The organism is Vibrio sp. QJM3NY_15 (assembly GCF_057785995.1).
In genome coordinates, this window is sequence record NZ_CM173517.1 from 3,038,919 (window position 1) to 3,057,165 (window position 18,247).

The window sequence follows — 18,247 nt, forward strand, 5'->3', positions numbered from 1 at the left end:
ATTTTCTAATGATTAAATTTGGTACTGGCGGCTGGCGCGCGTTTATTGGTGAAGAGTTCACTAGAGAAAACGTCCGCTTAGTCGCACAAGCACTCTCTAACATCATCAATAATGAAGATGCAGCGAAAAACGGCTTCGTTATCGGCTATGACCGCCGCTTCCTTTCAGATAAAGCCGCGTGCTGGTTTGCTGAAGTATTGGCAGCCAACAACATCAAAGTGAGCTTTATCGACAAGTTCGTTCCGACTCCTATCGTGATGTTCCAAGCGAAAGAGATGGGATGTGTTTACTCTGCGTGTATTACCGCTTCTCACAACCCAGCAGACTATAACGGTATTAAGATCTTCATTGAAGGTGGCCGTGATGCTGACGAGATCATCACAGAAAAGATCGAACAACAAATTTCGACCCTAACCAGTGAAGATGTCGTCAGAGTCGATTTTGAACAAGCATTGAACGACAAAGAAATTGAAATCATCAATCCGATGAACGCCTTTGTTGACTCGATCATTAACGCTATTGATATCGAATCGATTAAACAAGCCAACCTAAGAGTTCTGATCGACCCAATGTTTGGCGTGGCGAAAAACGCACTGCAAACCGTGTTAATCAGCGCTCGCTGTGATGTTGATGTAATCAATGATGGTAAAAACCCAGACTTTGGCGGCTTGATGCCTTCTCCAAGTGCAGCAACGCTGTATCGCTTGAAGCACTTAGTTGCGGCTGAAGGTTATGACATTGGTATTGGTACCGATGGCGATGCCGACCGTTTGGGCATTATCGATGAGAAAGGTCACTTCATTCACCCTAACGAAGTGCTGCTACTGCTTTACTACTACTTGTTGGAATACAAAGGTTGGAAAGGCTCAGTGGTTCGTAATATCGCAACCACACACCTGCTAGATAAAGTCGCGGCGGATCATGGCGAAAAGAGCTTTGAGGTTCCGGTAGGCTTTAAACATATCAGTTCTCAAATGGAAGCCGACGACTCACTGATTGGTGGCGAAAGTTCGGGTGGTTTAACCATTCGTGGCCACATCAAAGGTAAGGATGGCGTATTCGCATCAAGCTTATTGGTTGAGATGATCAGTGTGACAGGTAAGAAGCTCTCTGAGTTGCTTGATGAAATCTACTCTAAGTATGGTTATGCGTATACGGCGGAAGGGGATTGCAAATTCAAACCTTCAGAGAAAGAAGCGCTCTACACCAAGATCTACGTAGAGAAACAACTGCCTGAATTTGAATACGAAATTGAAAAAGTCAGCTATGAAGATGGCGCTAAGGTGTACTTCAAGAATGGCGGCTGGGTTATTGCTCGCTTCTCAGGAACAGAGCCGTTACTACGAATCTTCGCAGAAATGGAAGATAAAGACACTGCAGAACATGTTCTTCAAAAAGTGAAAGACTTCCTCTCTCTATAGGCTTATAGAGTGCAGCAGTTTTGTATAGGATTTAACAAATCACTGCCTTGTTAACGCCTATAAGTGAAGAACTCTTGCCCAGTACTTGATTAAAGTGCTGGGCTTTTTTGTCGCTATAATTTCGAGCTAGGCTTGGTTAGAACGCCAATACGCCTTTGGTGTCGACTTTCACCGTTACCGGCATACCGAACTCAAGCGCTTCTGAAGACGTTGCTAGCAATTTCTGGCCATTCGCTTCAATCACATAACGACAGTGGTCACCCATAAACTGCTGTTCCAATACCGAAAGGTTACTGTCGACATCGTGGCTCGCCACAATATGCTGAGGCCTTAACAGCAACGCACATTCAGCACCAATTTCGATCTGAGTCTGCGCTTTCGCTTCAATCAAACCTAAGCTTGTCTCGAACTCATGTTCAGAAATACGTTGTGCACCTAAATAACTGCCGCCGCCCAAGAAGTCTGCAACAAACTTGCTTGATGGGTGGAAGTACAATTCTGACGCCGAGCCGTATTGTTCGATGACACCATGATTCATTACTGCCATCTTGTCAGCAAAGGCAAACGCCTCTTCACGACTGTGAGTCACAAAAATAGCCGTCACACCCTGCTTCTTAAAGATTTTACGAATCTGAGAAATCAGCTCATGACGAACTTGGGTATCAATGTTAGAAAACGGTTCATCCAATAGCAGCAGGTCTGGCTTATATGCCAAAGAGCGCGCAATCGCGACACGTTGCTGTTGTCCACCAGATAGTTGATGAGGATAACGATCGCCAAATTGGTCAAGATGAACAAGCTCAAGCATCTCTTTAACTTTCGCAGCCTTATCTTGCTCAGACATATCACGCAGACCAAATGCCACGTTCTGATTCACAGTAAGGTGTGGAAACAGAGCATAGTCTTGGAAGATCATACCAATGTTGCGCTGCTCTGGTGGTAACCAATTCGCTGCGTCATCAATCACTTGGCAATTCAAGCTCATGACACCACTGCTCAATGGAAGCAGGCCGGCAATCGCTTTAAGCAGCGTCGTCTTACCACAGCCACTGGCACCAAGCAGACAAACAATTTCACCATGCTCAACTTCTAAAGAAAGAGATTCCAAAATAGTTTGGGACTCGTACTTACAAGTCAGATCTTTAATTGATAATGCACAACTCATTAGTGTTTCTGCTCCAAGGAACGGTTTACGATGATCAGCGGAATTAAACCCACCAAGACTAACAACACAGCAGGCATGGCTGCTAATTCAAGGTGCTCATCTGACGCATAGTTATAAACATAAGTCGCGAGCGTTTCGAAATTGAAAGGACGCAGCAGCAATGCCGCGTTTAACTCTTTCATTGATTCGATAAACACCAATAAGCCTGCAATCAGTGCACCACGCTTAATCAGAGGGAGATGCACACGACGTAACATCTGATTGGTATTACAACCCATTGTTTTAGATGCCATATCCAATGAAGGTGACACCTTACTTAAGCTACTTTCGATACTACCAATAGCAACAGCAGAAAAACGCACCACCATGGCAAATATCAGCGCAAACATAGAACCAGAGAAGATCAAACCAGGTCGGCCCCACTCCATCGCTTTCGCTATGTCATTAACTAAGTGGTCCATGAACAGTACAGGCACCATGACACCTATCGCCAACACGGTTCCAGGAACCGCATAGCCCATAGATGCGAATCTCATGTAAGCTAGGTTTTTCTTACCAGGGCTAACACGTTGATTAAAGTTAACAATCAACGCAACGAGCACACCAATAATCGCTGCAACAACAGAGACATAGAGGCTATTAAGCGCATACTCTCTGAACTCTGGGGTCCAGCTTTGGGCAAAATACTTGTAGGCATATATGATCAACTGCGCGAGAGGGAATAAGAACGCAATACACACCAATCCCCAACACCAAAAGAGTGCCAACCACTTCTTCCAACCAATTAGCTCGTAACGAAAGTCTTCACGGCTACTGAACTGATTCTGAAATAACTTCTGCTTACGACGGCTGTATCGCTCGGTACTCAACAATAGAATGACGATAACCAGCATTATTGCCGATATTTTTGCTGCGGCCGTTAAGCTCGAGTAGCCCAACCAAGTATCGTAAACAGCGGTCGTTAATGTGTTTACAGCAAAGTAACTCACGGTACCGAAGTCACCGATGGTTTCCATCGCAACAAGAGACAAACCTACCGCCATCGAAGGGCGCACGAGCGGTAATGAAATACGACGAAAGCTTTCCCAAGGAGAGCACTTTAACAAACGAGCGGATTGTAATAGGGATACGTTTTGCTCCATGAATGCCGCACGGCAGAGCAAATAAATATAAGGATAAAGAACAAGAGACAGAACAATAATCGCACCCGACAAGGTTCTAATATCGGGAAACCAATACTCACCAGGCCCCCAGCCCGTTAGATCTCGCAAGAGAATTTGAACAGGGCCAGCAAAGTCAAACCAGTCGGTAAAGATATAACCCACGATATAGCCAGGCATTGCTAATGGCAGCACGAGCGCCCATTGTAAAACACGCTCTCCAGGGACACGGCACATTGCCATGATCCATGCAGATGGAATACCAAAGATTAAAGACAGGAACATGGTTCCTATGACTAAAACCACCGTATTGTAGGCATAGGTGGGCATTACTGTGGACATCAGATGAGAAAATAGCTCATCTGTTTCTCCAACAGCAGTCGTGAATATCGCTAAGATTGGTAAAACGAGTAGTACAGCGATTATGCCGCTACTGGTGTTCCATAAATAATTCTTTTCTTTCATCGCCTAACTACAACGAGGCTTAATGAAATACATATGCATTTGCAAATACATCTCATGTCCTTTTAATGGTGGGGTTATTTATACCCATATACTCTAATGACTTCAAGGTGAGATGCACATAACTCAAGGGATCAACAGAGAGCTTTGTATCAAAAAGTGATTTCCCAAAAACAAACAACCCCAAGTGGCCAAAAAGTAGCAACTTGAGGTTGTAATTTTATGCGGGCCGAAGCCTACAATAATAAATTATAGATCGAACTTAACTTCATCTAATAGCTTGATTGCAGCCGCGTGGTGGTTTGCAATTTCATCTAGAGAAATAGTATCTGCTTTGAACTCACCCCATGAAGCAACAAGCTCAGAAGGCTTAACATCTGCTTTCACTGGGTATTCGTAGTTCACTTCTGCGTACATGCTTTGTGCAGTGTTACCAGATAGGAATTCCATCAGCTTAACGGCATTCTCTTCGTTTGGAGAGTATTTAGCCATCGCCATACCAGAGATGTTTACATGAGTACCTGTTGTCTCTTGGTTAGGGAAGTTAATGTAAACAGAGTCAGCCCAAGCTTTTTGCTCTTTATCATTAATCATTTTGCCTAGGTAGTAGCTGTTACCAAGAGCAACATCACATAGACCTTCTTTAATCGCTTTAACTTGTGCGCGGTCGTTACCTTGAGGCTTACGTGCTAGGTTTGCTTTTACGCCTTCTAGCCATTCTTTCGTTTCAGCTTCACCTTTGTGAGCAATCATCGAAGAAACAAGAGAAACATTGTATGGGTGCTTACCGCTACGAGTACAGATTTTACCTTTAAATTCAGGCTTAGTTAGATCTTCGTAAGTGAACTCTTCACCTAGACGACCAACGCGGTCACGTGAAGAATAAACGCTACGTGTACGAGTTGTTAGAGCAAACCACTCGTTAGCAGTATCTTGGTACTGAGCAGGGATGTTCTTTTCAAGTACATCGCTTTCAACTGATTGAACTAGACCTTGTTTAGTTAGCTCAGATAGACGGCTGATATCGACAGTTAAGACAACATCAGCAGGGCTGTATTCACCCTCTTGAGCTAACTTCTCTGCTAAACCTTTTTTAGCAAACTTAACGTTTACTTTAATACCAGTCTCTTTCGTGAACTCTTTGAACATTGGCTCAACAAGGAAAGGTTGGCGGTAAGAGTATACATTTACTTCTTCCGCAGCCATTGCTGTTGGGGCAATTACGCCACACGCTAGAGCTGAAAGTGTTAGCAGTTTCTTCATTTTAAAATCCTTTATATCGAAATGATAATGTCTATCAGTTGCGTTATTATATTCATCATTAACATAATTACAATGACGACCGACAAAAAATCCGTCTACTCAGAGCATTTAAACTCTCACTTTTGTAACAAAGCATTTCAGTAATTATGCCCGTCATGAGGCTTTCACATAGCTCCTGTAACCATGACAAGCTCGCTTACAATGTTCAGCCCCAAATACAACAAAACCCCACAACGGTTCGTTGCAGGGTTTTCTTTGTACTGCCTAACCCATTCAGATTAGGCGGTTACGGTTGATTATTTTACTGATACAAACTCAGGGTAAGCGCCTACACCACAATCGTGCATGTCCATACCTTCAAGTTCTTCATCTTCACTGACACGAATACCGATTGTTGCTTTAAGCACTGCCCATACCGCTAAGCTAGCACCGAATACCCATGCAAAGATAACGGCTGCACCCAGTAGTTGAGCACCAAATGTTGCATCAGCATTGCTTAGTGGAACAGCCATTAGACCGAAGAAACCACATACACCGTGTACCGAGATAGCACCCACTGGATCATCAATCTTAGCTTTATCTAGGGCAATGATACTGAATACAACCAACGCACCAGATACCGAACCAATCGCTACTGCGAATAGAGGTGATGGTGATAGAGGGTCTGCAGTGATTGCTACTAGGCCAGCTAATGCGCCGTTAAGAATCATTGTTAGGTCTGCTTTACCCCAAGTCGTTTTACATACTAGTAGTGCTGCGATAGCGCCTGCTGCTGCTGCTGCGTTGGTGTTAAGGAAGATTTGTCCAACCGCTGTTGCATTCTCAAAATCAGAAACCATCAGTTGAGAACCGCCGTTGAAACCGAACCAACCAAACCAAAGGATAAATGTACCTAGCGTTGCCAGTGGCATGTTTGAACCAGGAATTGGGTAGATTTCACCGTTCTTACCATATTTACCTTTACGAGCACCCAGTAGAAGCACACCCGCTAAGGCTGCTGAAGCACCAGCCATATGTACGATACCTGAACCAGCAAAGTCACTGAAACCAGCTTCTGATAGGAAACCACCGCCCCAAGTCCAGTAACCTTCCATTGGGTAGATGAATGCTGTTAGCACGACAGAGAAGATAAGGAATGACCAAAGTTTCATTCGCTCAGCAACCGCGCCAGATACCACAGACATTGCTGTTGCAACGAAAACTACTTGGAAGAAGAAGTCTGATTCTAATGAGTGGTCTGCACCTTCACCTTGAGTACCAATCAGAGTACCAAATGACGGTAACCAGCCACCTTCGCCGTTATCGACATACATAATGTTGTAACCAACGACTAAGAAAGTCGTACAAGCAATCGCGTACAAACAAATGTTCTTAGTTAAAATTTCTGTGGTGTTCTTTGAACGAACGAGACCAGCTTCTAACATCGCGAAGCCTGCAGCCATCCACATTACCAACGCACCTGAAATGAGGAAGAAAAAAGTGTCTAGTGCGTAACGTAGTTCCGTTACTGTTGTTGTAAGTTCCATATTAAAGTCTCCAGTCCTTGTAATTCTTTAAAGTGCTTCAGCATCCATTTCACCGGTACGAATTCGTACGGCTTGGCTTAGGTCATACACAAAAATTTTGCCATCGCCGATTTTTCCGGTGTGTGCCGCTTGGCTAATCGCTTCAACAACTCGGTCAACATTTTCAGCTTGGGTTGCAATCTCTAGCTTTACCTTTGGTAGGAAATCAACTTGGTACTCTGCACCACGATACAACTCCGTGTGTCCTTTTTGACGACCAAATCCTTTTACTTCAGAAACTGTCATACCTTCAATACCAACATCAGAGAGCGCTTCTCGAACATCATCCAATTTAAATGGTTTAACTATGGCGTTTATTAATTTCATATTCTTTCCTTAAATTCTTCACTTAATCCGTTAATACTCTTATTACAATCCAAGTAGCGTGCCAGAAATTTAAGTTATTGATTTTAAATAAAATATAAACAATACCGTTTTAGAAATGAAAAAGGCCGCACCAATATGGTGCGGCCTTTTCACTATCTTAATGCGTTGCACTGTCGTTGCTCTAGTTTTGGGCAACGAAACTTTCACGATGCAAAATCATTAGCAACTAGTAACCTAAAAAATCAATCCAACGTTCGATTAGCAACTCGAAATCATCGATTCCGCAGCTTGCTTCGCTTTCACAATTATAGAAATCGAACTCACTGCCCTCTTCCATCTCTTGCTCGTGCCCTAGCACATTTTCTTGAATGGTTACGTCGTCTTCATTGATCGCTAGGCTGATCTCTTTGCCTAGTAGCGTCACTTCATTGTTCAGATCTTGTCGAGATTGCTCAATCAACGCCATCACATGATCCAGTTTCTGCTTATCTTTCCCGATCTCTTCTTGAAGCCAGCGGCCAACAATTTCATGACCCATGCTGCACTTTACATAGTACTCGCCCATTAAAGTGTTTCGTGTAAATTCAAATTCCATAAAGGCTCCGCGCACTAATGACAGATAGGGTAAAAAATGAGGCGAGAGTATATAGCGAAGTCATCAATAGATCGAGTCGCTCGTCGTCCAACATTCAGACATAAAAAAACGCCTTCTACGAATAGAAGGCGTTCTGTCTGTATCTTACTCAGTCAACGATTACGCTGGCTCTTGGAAGATAACCGTGTCTGCTTTATCCGTGTACTGACCCATTTTATGGAAGTTCAAGTAACGGTAAGTATCGGCAGCGGTTGCATTAATCTTCTCTGCGTACGTTAAGTACTCTTCTTTAGTTGGAATACGACCAAGAATCGCACCAACTGCAGAAAGCTCAGCAGAAGCTAGATAAACGTTCGCACCATTACCCAAACGGTTCGGGAAGTTACGAGTAGACGTCGACATTACTGTCGAAGCGTCAGCAACACGCGCTTGGTTACCCATACATAATGAACAACCCGGAGTTTCAATACGAACCCCAGCACGACCGAAGATGCCGTAGTAGCCTTCTTCTGTCAGCTGGTCTTTATCCATCTTAGTTGGCGGAGCAACCCATAGGCGAGTATTCAAAGAGCCATTAAACTCTTCAAGCATCTTACCTGCAGCACGGAAGTGACCGATGTTGGTCATACAAGAACCGATGAACACTTCTTGAATCTCAGTACCTTGAACGTCAGAAAGAAGACGAGCATCATCTGGATCGTTTGGTGCACATAGGATTGGCTGATCGATGTCAGCAAGGTCAATCTCGATAACATGAGCGTATTCAGCATCTGAATCAGCAGCAAGTAACTCAGGGTTCGCTAGCCACTCTTCCATTGCCGTAATACGACGCTCGATAGTACGAACATCACCGTAACCTTCAGCGATCATCCACTTAAGCATAACGACGTTCGAGTTCAGGTACTCTTCGATAGACTCTTGAGAAAGCTTGACAGTACAACCAGCAGCCGAACGCTCTGCCGATGCATCTGAAAGTTCAAATGCTTGCTCAACAGAAAGGTGCTCAACACCTTCAATCTCTAGTACACGACCAGAGAATTCATTGATCTTACCAGCTTTTTCTACAGTCAGTAGGCCTTGCTTGATACCGTAAAGAGGAATGGCATGTACAAGGTCACGTAGCGTGATACCTGGCTGCATTTCACCTTTAAAGCGAACCAAGATTGATTCAGGCATATCAAGAGGCATAACACCTGTTGCTGCAGCAAATGCTACTAAGCCAGAACCTGCTGGGAACGAAATACCTAGAGGGAAACGAGTATGCGAGTCACCACCTGTACCAACAGTATCAGGCAAAAGCATACGGTTTAACCATGAGTGAATAACACCATCGCCCGGACGAAGTGAAACACCCGCACGGTTCATGATGAAATCAGGCAGTGTATGGTGAGTGTTTACATCAACTGGTTTCGGATATGCAGATGTGTGACAGAAAGACTGCATCACAAGATCCGCTGAGAAACCAAGACAAGCCAGATCTTTCAGCTCATCACGTGTCATAGGACCCGTAGTATCTTGAGAACCTACAGTTGTCATTTTAGGTTCGCAATACTGACCGGCACGCACACCTTCAACGCCACACGCTTTACCTACCATCTTCTGAGCTAACGTGTAGCCTTTATCAGAAGCAGAAGGGTCGATTGGCTTAGCAAACAGATCGGTTTCAGCTAGGCCTAGAGCATCACGAGCACGGCCCGTTAAGCCACGACCGATGATCAATGGAATACGACCACCAGCTCGAACTTCATCTAGAAGTACTTTGCCTAGTTCAAAGCTTGAGATATCTGCACCGTCTTTGCGAACAACACCTTCATAAGGATAGATATCAATCACATCACCCATGTTCATGTCTTGTACGTTCAGCTCAATTGGTAGCGCGCCTGAGTCTTCCATCGTGTTGTAGAAGATCGGAGCAATTTTACCACCAAGACAAACACCGCCAGTACGCTTGTTTGGTACGAATGGGATATCTTCGCCCATGAACCAAAGCACTGAGTTTGTCGCTGATTTACGCGAAGAACCGGTACCAACAACATCACCAACGTAAGCCAGTGGAATGCCGTCTTTTTGCATTTCTTCAATTTGAGTAATTGGACCAACGTTGCCCTGCTCATCAGGAGTAATGCCATCACGTTCCATCTTCAGCATCGCTTTTGCGTGTACTGGGATATCAGGACGTGACCATGCATCTGGCGCTGGAGATAGGTCATCGGTGTTTGTTTCACCAGTGACTTTGAATACTTTAACGGTAATTTTTTCCGCGACTTTCTCTTTAGCTGTAAACCACTCAGCATCAGCCCAAGACTGAAGAACTTGCTGAGCAGAAGCATTGCCAGCTTTTGCTTTTTCTTCTACGTCGTAGAATGCGTCAAACATCAATAGAGTATGAGAAAGCGCTTTAACAGCGATAGGAGCAAGCTCTGCATCATCCAGTAAAGAAACTAGAGATTCGATGTTGTAACCACCTTGCATTGTGCCAAGTAGTTCCGCAGCTTTAGCTTTGCTTACTAGTGGAGATTCAACTTCACCTTTAGTGATAGCCGTTAGGAAACCCGCTTTAACGTAAGCAGCTTCATCTACACCTGGTGGAATACGGTTTTCTAGTAGGTCAAGAATAACAGCTTCTTCACCTTGGGGCGGGTTCTTTAAAAGTTCAACTAGGCCTGCTACTTGTTCAGCATCTAATGGTCTAGGAACAACTCCTTCGGCAGCACGCTCTGCGACGTGTTTACGGTAGGCTTCAAGCACGACTTTTTCCTCTCATTGCGGTTCCTTCTTTACATTGGTAATTATTAGTAAAATAAAGAAGCGAACATCCTTGGAAACTTGGCTCTCCATTGCCATTTTTGTCATTCAATTTGTATTGATGAGCGGCGTCATAGAGGCCAAACTGTGGGCGACAGAATAGCAAATTTAACGATAAATTAAAATCTTATCATTTTGACCAACATAGCAAGTTAAGACGAAAGTCCTACGATTTTTTCCTAATTCCGCACTTAAATGGTGACTCTACGCATGATTATTTGTAGGAAGTACCTACAATCAGATACACCGAATCGAAGTTATCTTCGGTTCGGCCATAAGCTAAAATGATCGGCCCGATTGGTGAATCGACACCCGCGAAAACAGAACCCGCGGTGTACATGGGCGCTTCATCCAATGACAAATCGTTATTCGACCAAACGCCGCCATGTTCTAGAGATGCACCTATGTAAAATGGCGACTCAAACAAGCCGAAGTCATTTTCAAACCATTTATAGCGATAGATTAAACTGCCGTATGCTAAGTTTTGTCCAATAAGACTGTTTCTTGGTATTCCCGATAAGTTTAAGAAGCCTCCAAGCTCCTTTGGATCGATGGGGAACACGGAGTTTTTACTCTCTACCATGCCAAAATCGAACTTTGCGACTAAAGTATGCTTTTCAATACTCTGTGCCGCCATGAAATTAGCCGAAATCTCATAAACAGTGTCGCTTTCAGCCCCTAGATCCGGGGTATCTCTAGACGTATTGTCCTCAAAATCATCATGGGAGACAAGGTATTCTAAATCGACAAAGTAGCCTTTGGTCGGCAAACTGAAGTTATCCAAAGTGTCCAGTCGGTAACCGACGAAACCGCCAATACGCGTGTAGCCACCGCTGCCCAACGAAGGTAACGAAGATACCTCAACATTACCATCAGTATAACGAACACCAAACTTCAGCTCTTGCCACAAGGTAGGTTGATAGCCTAATGCTAATTCACCGACATACTCGCTATAACTCATTGGAAAGTAGTCTTTCGTTGCGTCCAGTGTTGGCTCTCCAATCTCGCCCTCACCCGCTGGCAAGTTTCTGTTTTCCTTACTGTAAACAACCGATGCTGAAGTGAACAATTTTTGACTAGAAAAGAATGGCGAGTAGAGTTCCGCTTCAATTCGTTTGTCAGTACCCATCTCGATATTGGTTCTTAGCTCTGCACCATGCTTATTAATATCAGTAAAATTGGCGGAGACACCTATCGAGTACTGACTGGTAGTCGAGAAATCATCTTCAAGAAAAAATCGAAAGTTGAGGTAATTGGGGCCCCATGATTTTTCATTTACATCGACCTGCAGTTGATCTTCACCATCTACATTGTCAAATTCATAGGTGACCAGTTCAAAACGATCGAGCGCATACAGGTCTTTAACCTGAGATTCAATTTCACTGGTTTTAAGGACTTTTCCAGAATCGAGGTTCAAACGATTGGCAATCAACTTATCTGAATAGTGGGTGTTATTATTGATAACGACCTTATCCACAACCGTTTTATCACCATGCTTGAGCTGCTTTCGAGCTTTCTGCTTGTCATCAATATAATGTTGGTAGTCCGCATTCGAGAGCGCCAACTTAGAAAGCTGATCCCGATACTGCCTTGTTGCTTCGTATCCCGCATGGTAAGCCGTCGGCATTTTATCGAAGTCTGTGGTTTCCATTCGCCCAACATCAGGACGTAGGAAAAAATCATCGTCTGTTAACGTCGCGGCTTGCTCTTGCGTGCTGCGTTGAACAAGGTAATTAGAGAGTTGATCTGCTGCGGCTAAAAAGTTAGTGAAGTCTTCTTTACTTTTGTAGTTAGTACTGATGTCAACGGCAATAACGATGTCGGCTCCCATTGCTCGAGCAACATCCACTGGCATGTTATTGGTGACACCACCATCAACCAGCATGCGCCCTTCTACTTCATAAGGAGGAAGCGCACCGGGTACTGACATACTCGCCATCATCGCATCAACAAGATGACCATGATCGATGACCACTTCTTCAAGATCGATGATGTCGGTTGCAACAGAACGATATGGAATAGCAAGGTTGTCGAAAGAATCGAGTGGAGATAAGTTACCGGTCGTTTCACGCAGAATACGCAACATATTCTGACCTTGAACCACACCTTTTCTTGCTTTGATCTCGCCCCAACCTAGACCGAGGTCGGTATTCAGTTGGTAACGGTCTTCATACTCTTTGTCACGCACTCGGCGATCGCTACGGTTAACGCGATCACGGTAACCGCGATTCCAATCCACCGTATAAATAAAACTTTCGATCTCATCTGCGCTCATCCCTGTCGCATAAAGACCACCAACGTATGCACCCATACTGGTACCGGTAATGTAATCAACCGGAATCTGCATCTCTTCCAAAGCTTTAAGCACGCCAATGTGGGCTGCACCTTTAGCGCCTCCACCAGCGAGCACGACAGCAACGGTTGGCCTTTTATGAGCTTGTTTAAGTTCAACATGTTCTGATGAATCTACCTGTGCTGCAGTAGCTGCAAACAGTTGAAAACTGATCACTGTACCGACAACACCTAAGCTACTCACTAACCAACGAGAAATCATTATTTAAACTATCCTTGTCATTCTTTTCTGTTATGACTTTACCACTGAAAAAGCTTCTTTAGCCACTGTTTTGGTTGACTTTCACAGCCCTTTTTAATGCTGCCACTCTCATCCCAAACCGGTAATTTCACCGTACCATCACAATCAAACTCTAACGCCCCTTCAGAAGTTCGAGTAAAGCTAGCAGTCGCAATTCCTGTTGGCCAAGGCAACAATAGCTGTTCTGGTGTTCTCTGTTTCAGGTAATCAGCATAGACACGCAACGCACCACTAGAACCTGTTAGTTTAGTCGGTTTATTATCATCTCGACCTAACCAAATCGTCGTTACTTCACGACCATCAACACCAACAAACCAACTGTCTCGACTGTCGTTACTGGTACCGGTTTTACCGGCTAATCCTGCCCATGCAAACTGACCTTGTAGGAAACGACCTGTGCCTTCAGACACACCACGCTTCATCGCATACGTTGTTAACCAAGCCGCTTGCTGATCAACGCTTTGTGAAACACGAGGAATCGATTGATACAACACCTCACCTTCACTATCAATAACAGAGCGAAGCGCAGACAAAGGCGCAATACGGCCAGAGTTAGTAATCGTTTGGTACATTTGTGCTACCTGAAACGGTGTTAGCGAAAATGAACCTAAGAACATCGATGGAACTGGGCGAATTTCGTTTTTATCAACACCCAGTTTGCCAATCGTATCCGAGACACTATCAATACCTAACTGCATCCCTAAACGAACGGTCGGTACGTTATAAGACTTAGAAAGCGCCACATACAACGGCACGTCTCCGCGAAACTTACGGTCGAAGTTTCTTGGGCTCCATACGCTTCCTTTACTGCCTTTCAAGCTCAGTGGCGTATCCATCAAAGTCGTCGCTAACGTGTACTTTTCGGGTTGTTCTAATGCGGTTAAGTAGATTGCAGGCTTAACCAAAGAACCAATAGGACGACTCGCATTCAGTGCACGGTTAAAACCATCGTAACCGGTACGTTTACCGCCGACCATCGCTCGGATTTCTCCGGTATTTCTATCAACAGCAATCGCAGCCGCTTCCAATTTGTTACCTGCCGTTCTAGACAGATCTGGCACCTTACGAGCAATCGATTTCTCTAGTTTATCTTGAGAAACCGGATCTAGAGAGGTAAAGACTCGAATACCTTTCTGAGCTTCAAATCGATCACCCACATACTTCTTCAGCTCAATGTTTACTTGTTGGAAGTAAGCTGGCTGACGGCTGGCAATACGAGGGTTGTCTTGAATATCTAAATCACGACTTGCTGCTTCTTCGTATTGTCGCGGAGTCAAGATGTCTTGCTGCATCAACAAGCGAAGAACCAGATCTCGTTGAGTCTTAGCACGTTCTGGGTAGCGAACAGGGTTGTAATACGAAGGCCCTTTCACCATACCAACAAGCAGTGCCAACTGATCAATTCTTAACTCTTGAATAGGCTGGCCGAAATACAAACGAGATGCCAAGCCGAAACCATGAATCGCTTCACCACCATTCTGCCCAAGATAAACCTCGTTCAGATACGCTTCTAAGATACGATCTTTGCTGTAACGATGATCCAAGATAAGTGCGATATACGCTTCACGCACCTTACGCCACAAAGTACGTTCACTCGATAAGAACAGGTTTTTCGCCAACTGTTGCGTCAACGTGCTGCCACCTTGAACCGTTCGTCCTGCCTTGATGTTCACTACCATTGCACGAGCGATCGCCAATGGTGAAACCCCATCATGCTGATAGAAGTTTCGGTCTTCGGTTGCCAGCAATGCGTCAACCATCACTTCAGGGAACTGATTGCGTTTTAAGAACAAACGCTGCTCATCGTTACTTTTCTCAAGCATACCGAGCATTTTAGGTTCGACACGTAAGTAACCCATGTCGCCTTTTTTCTCTAATGACTGGATACGAGTTAGCTCGTTGCCATTAAAGTGCAGCATCACATGACGATCGGCTTCTGGCCCATCGACAAACTCGAACGGACGACGAATCATTTCAATCTTGGTTGAAGAAGAAGAGTACTCACCAGGGTGACGAGGGGAATTCACTTTACGGTAATTCAGCACATCCAATTCATTTTTGACTTGTACCAAACTAACGGCTGTACCCGGAGATAGATCCAATACACGAGCATAAACAACGGTTGGCAGATCAAAAAGCTGACCTTCAAAACGCTGCTTAACCACCGAATCCAAATAAATCCCAACGAACAACAACAGAGCTGCCGTTGCTAAACCCAGCTTCCAAGCGATACCCCATAGGATCTTCAGCCAACCTTTGTTGCCCGTTTTCTTGGTCTTTGCCTTACTTTTCTTCGCGGCTGCTCTAGGCTTTCTTGGCTTGGCTTTGGTCGCTGGTGACTTCTTTGCTGGCGCTTTTTTAGGTGGTGCCTTTTTCGGCGTTAACATTTTGGTCATCATCGGTTCAACTGTCGTTTAGTTTTAGTGGTTGCTACATGATTAGCAGGGTCATCCGGCCAAGGATGTTTGGGGTAACGGCCTTTCATTTCTTTTTGAACTTCTTTATACGCGCCAGCCCAAAAGCCAGCTAAATCCTGAGTAATTTGCAGTGGTCGTTGCGCAGGAGACAATAACTCAAGCACTACCTTTTTACGCCCTTGGGCAATCAAGGGTGAATCTTGCTCACCAAAGACTTCCTGCATTCGAACAGAGATCATTGGCTCAGATAGATATTGGTATCGAATCGACTTCTTACTGCCCGTTGGCATCAGGTAATTCGTAGGTAACCATTGATCAATTTCTTGATTAAGAGGCCAGCCAAGATAAGCCGACAATGCTTGCTCGACCGAGATACTCGTCAGTCCTTTTGCCGACTTGATACCATTCAAATAAGGTAAAAGCCACCCATCAAGATGGCGCAATAAGCTCGCTTCATCCATTTGAGGCCATTGCTGTTCAGGCAGCCACAACTCAGCACAGCGCACGCGTTCAACCAGCTGTTTAGCAGAAGCAGTCCAATTTAAGCTTTCAAGTCCGCGTCGAGCGATATAATTCAGTAACGCTTGGCTTATCTGATCGGAATCAGGCTCTGGCAAAGGTTTAGTGCTGATAATCAGCTTACCCAGTAATACTCTTTCTTCAGCAACCAAGCGACCGCGTTTTTCATCCCAATCTGCATAATCTTCGCGTGTGAAAATACCGGAGAATGAAGCCTCAAGCTGCACTATATCAATCGGTGTCGCTAAAAAGATCTGACTTGCTCGCCCTGCCGTCCGCATCAAATCAATCACCACGATGTATTCGTTGTTTGCCAGCGGATCATCATCACGAACCTCGGCTCCATGGCCATTGGCAAGACGAAATGCACAGCCAGTCGCACTTCTCGATTGAGCAATTCGGTCTGGAAAGGCCAAGCAAAGCACTAATGGTAGCAATGATTCATCGACTTGTGACAAATCCAGGTGATGATTGAGTTTGCTAGCGAGACTTTTCGCTCGCTGCATCACAACACTATTTTTCGAGTGCTTTCTTTGCGTAAGTCGATGTAGCGAGTGTTGAATATCTGTCACGTTACGTTCAGGTTCTTCGAGTAAAGCGGCAGCGACAATCGCGACATTCAACAAGGCTTGGCTGTTTTGCTGCGCTTTGATCAGCATACTGGCGATACGCGGCTCAATACCTAAGCGCTGGGCTTGCTTTCCGACTGGAGTAAATTGCCCATTACTATCTAATAAATCAAGCCCTTGTAACAGTTCTGTCGCTTGCTCAATCGATGCCTGTGGCGGAACATCTAACCAATGAAGCTCATCGGCACTACTTGCTCCCCATTGCGTCAATTCAGCCACCAGCGAAGAGAGATCAGAATGGAGTATTTCAGGTTCAGGAACGGATGGTTGTTGCATCAACTGTGTTTCACTGTACAAGCGAACACACAAGCCCTCTTCGATTCGCCCAGCACGACCCGCTCTTTGTTCCGCTGAGGATTGTGAGATTTTTACTTGCTCAAGTTTGGTGATTCCAGTTTTAAGATCGAACTTTGCGACCCTTTCCAATCCCGAATCAACAACTAAGCGAATCCCCTCAATCGTCAAAGAAGTTTCCGCGATATTGGTGGCTAACACCACTTTTCGGCGACCTTGCTTTGACGGCGCAATGGCTCTCTGTTGCTGTTCAAAACTCAACTGGCCATACAACGGACACACATCAATATCACTAGCAAGTTGTCCAAGCTGTGATTCCACTTGTTTTATCGCCGAGACACCCGGTAAGAAAGCCAAAAGTGAGCCCGATTCTTTCTCCATCAGAGATTGAATCACCTTGGCCATTTTAGGTGCTAAATATTCATTCGAGCCTAGCGGCTGATAACGGAAATCGACAGGGAAAGTTCGGCCTTGTGATTCAACATACTTGGCATCAGGCAGCAAAGATTGCAGCGCGTGTTGATCCAATGTCGCTGACATCACGATCACCTTGAGATCATCTCGCAGCGCTTCTTGGATCTCTAAGCTAAACGCTAATGCGGTATCGGCATGAATGCTGCGTTCATGAAATTCATCAAAGATCACCATGTCCACACCTGTCAATTCAGGGTCGCTTTGGATCATTCTGGTCATGATCCCTTCAGTGACGATTTCCAAACGCGTTGCACTACTGGTTTTAGATTCACCACGAACTCTAAAACCAATGCTCTCTCCCACCTTCTCTCCCAATTGACTCGCTAGGTAAGTCGCAATATTCCTAGCCGCTAAGCGCCTTGGTTCGAGCATGATAATTTTCCCTTTAACAGCATTAGTCTTAACCAACTGCAGAGGGAAAAACGTTGACTTACCCGCACCGGGAGCGGCCTTTAGAATAAGTTGAGTATGTGTTTCTACGCCAGTGAGCAGATCTGGCATCACAGCTTCTATGGGCAGTTGTGGCAATGGGAGAACCTTGTGGTGTAATGTTGGCAA

At 44.8% G+C, this 18,247-nt stretch carries 11 protein-coding genes; 1 reads left to right on the forward strand and 10 read right to left on the reverse strand.

All coding sequences use genetic code 11. The features are described from left to right. Positions 1–8: 8 nt before the first annotated feature. The gene (locus AC3CKG_RS13470) at positions 9–1,421 is read left to right on the forward strand and encodes a phosphoglucomutase/phosphomannomutase family protein (protein ID WP_017108736.1); all 1,413 of its coding nucleotides are present in this window, start codon (positions 9–11) and stop codon (positions 1,419–1,421) included. Between the two features lie 136 nt (positions 1,422–1,557). Here AC3CKG_RS13470 and AC3CKG_RS13475 read toward each other — a convergent pair whose 3' ends face one another. The 10 genes from AC3CKG_RS13475 to hrpB form a co-directional block, all read right to left on the reverse strand. Next, entirely contained in the window at positions 1,558–2,586 is a 1,029-nt protein-coding gene (locus AC3CKG_RS13475) for an ABC transporter ATP-binding protein (protein WP_017108735.1), read from the reverse strand. Beyond that, a complete protein-coding gene (locus tag AC3CKG_RS13480; protein ID WP_017106912.1) occupies positions 2,586–4,211 on the reverse strand; it encodes an ABC transporter permease in 1,626 nt (541 codons plus the stop codon). The genes AC3CKG_RS13475 and AC3CKG_RS13480 overlap by 1 nt, the downstream gene beginning before the upstream one ends. Before the next feature lie 246 nt (positions 4,212–4,457). After that, positions 4,458–5,471 carry a Fe(3+) ABC transporter substrate-binding protein gene (locus tag AC3CKG_RS13485; RefSeq protein ID WP_017106911.1) on the reverse strand — a complete coding sequence of 338 codons (1,014 nt, stop codon included), beginning with the start codon at positions 5,469–5,471 and terminating at the stop codon, positions 4,458–4,460. Positions 5,472–5,767: 296 nt separating this feature from the next. Further along, entirely contained in the window at positions 5,768–6,997 is a 1,230-nt protein-coding gene (locus tag AC3CKG_RS13490; protein WP_065102984.1) for an ammonium transporter, read from the reverse strand. Positions 6,998–7,024: 27 nt separating this feature from the next. Further along, positions 7,025–7,363, reverse strand: a complete 339-nt coding sequence (gene glnK, locus AC3CKG_RS13495) for a P-II family nitrogen regulator (protein WP_004738200.1) — start codon at positions 7,361–7,363, stop codon at positions 7,025–7,027. Positions 7,364–7,589: 226 nt separating this feature from the next. Beyond that, positions 7,590–7,958: a YacL family protein gene (locus tag AC3CKG_RS13500; protein WP_029223248.1), complete on the reverse strand. Its 369-nt coding sequence runs from the start codon at positions 7,956–7,958 to the stop codon at positions 7,590–7,592. A gap of 159 nt (positions 7,959–8,117) precedes the next feature. Further along, a complete protein-coding gene (gene acnB / locus AC3CKG_RS13505; RefSeq protein ID WP_488528474.1) occupies positions 8,118–10,706 on the reverse strand; it encodes a bifunctional aconitate hydratase 2/2-methylisocitrate dehydratase in 2,589 nt (862 codons plus the stop codon). Positions 10,707–10,977: 271 nt separating this feature from the next. Next, positions 10,978–13,317: a patatin-like phospholipase family protein gene (locus tag AC3CKG_RS13510; protein ID WP_488528475.1), complete on the reverse strand. Its 2,340-nt coding sequence runs from the start codon at positions 13,315–13,317 to the stop codon at positions 10,978–10,980. 38 nt (positions 13,318–13,355) lie between these two features. Next, positions 13,356–15,755 (reverse strand): penicillin-binding protein 1B, encoded by a 2,400-nt coding sequence (gene mrcB / locus AC3CKG_RS13515; RefSeq protein ID WP_488528476.1) that lies wholly within the window; start codon positions 15,753–15,755, stop codon positions 13,356–13,358. Continuing rightward, positions 15,752–18,190 (reverse strand): ATP-dependent helicase HrpB, encoded by a 2,439-nt coding sequence (gene hrpB / locus AC3CKG_RS13520; protein WP_488529249.1) that lies wholly within the window; start codon positions 18,188–18,190, stop codon positions 15,752–15,754. Before hrpB ends, mrcB begins: the two co-directional genes overlap by 4 nt. Positions 18,191–18,247 lie beyond the last annotated feature (57 nt).

What these genes read in the sequence shown, in the direction of transcription:
- AC3CKG_RS13470 (WP_017108736.1), top strand. Translation starts at nt 9, where the DNA reads ATGATTAAATTTGGTACTGGCGGCTGGCGCGCGTTTATTGGTGAAGAG.
- AC3CKG_RS13475 (WP_017108735.1), bottom strand. Translation starts at nt 2,586, where the DNA reads ATGAGTTGTGCATTATCAATTAAAGATCTGACTTGTAAGTACGAGTCC.
- AC3CKG_RS13480 (WP_017106912.1), bottom strand. Translation starts at nt 4,211, where the DNA reads ATGAAAGAAAAGAATTATTTATGGAACACCAGTAGCGGCATAATCGCT.
- AC3CKG_RS13485 (WP_017106911.1), bottom strand. Translation starts at nt 5,471, where the DNA reads ATGAAGAAACTGCTAACACTTTCAGCTCTAGCGTGTGGCGTAATTGCC.
- AC3CKG_RS13490 (WP_065102984.1), bottom strand. Translation starts at nt 6,997, where the DNA reads ATGGAACTTACAACAACAGTAACGGAACTACGTTACGCACTAGACACT.
- glnK (WP_004738200.1), bottom strand. Translation starts at nt 7,363, where the DNA reads ATGAAATTAATAAACGCCATAGTTAAACCATTTAAATTGGATGATGTT.
- AC3CKG_RS13500 (WP_029223248.1), bottom strand. Translation starts at nt 7,958, where the DNA reads ATGGAATTTGAATTTACACGAAACACTTTAATGGGCGAGTACTATGTA.
- AC3CKG_RS13510 (WP_488528475.1), bottom strand. Translation starts at nt 13,317, where the DNA reads ATGATTTCTCGTTGGTTAGTGAGTAGCTTAGGTGTTGTCGGTACAGTG.
- mrcB (WP_488528476.1), bottom strand. Translation starts at nt 15,755, where the DNA reads ATGATGACCAAAATGTTAACGCCGAAAAAGGCACCACCTAAAAAAGCG.
- hrpB (WP_488529249.1), bottom strand. Translation starts at nt 18,190, where the DNA reads ATGCCAGATCTGCTCACTGGCGTAGAAACACATACTCAACTTATTCTA.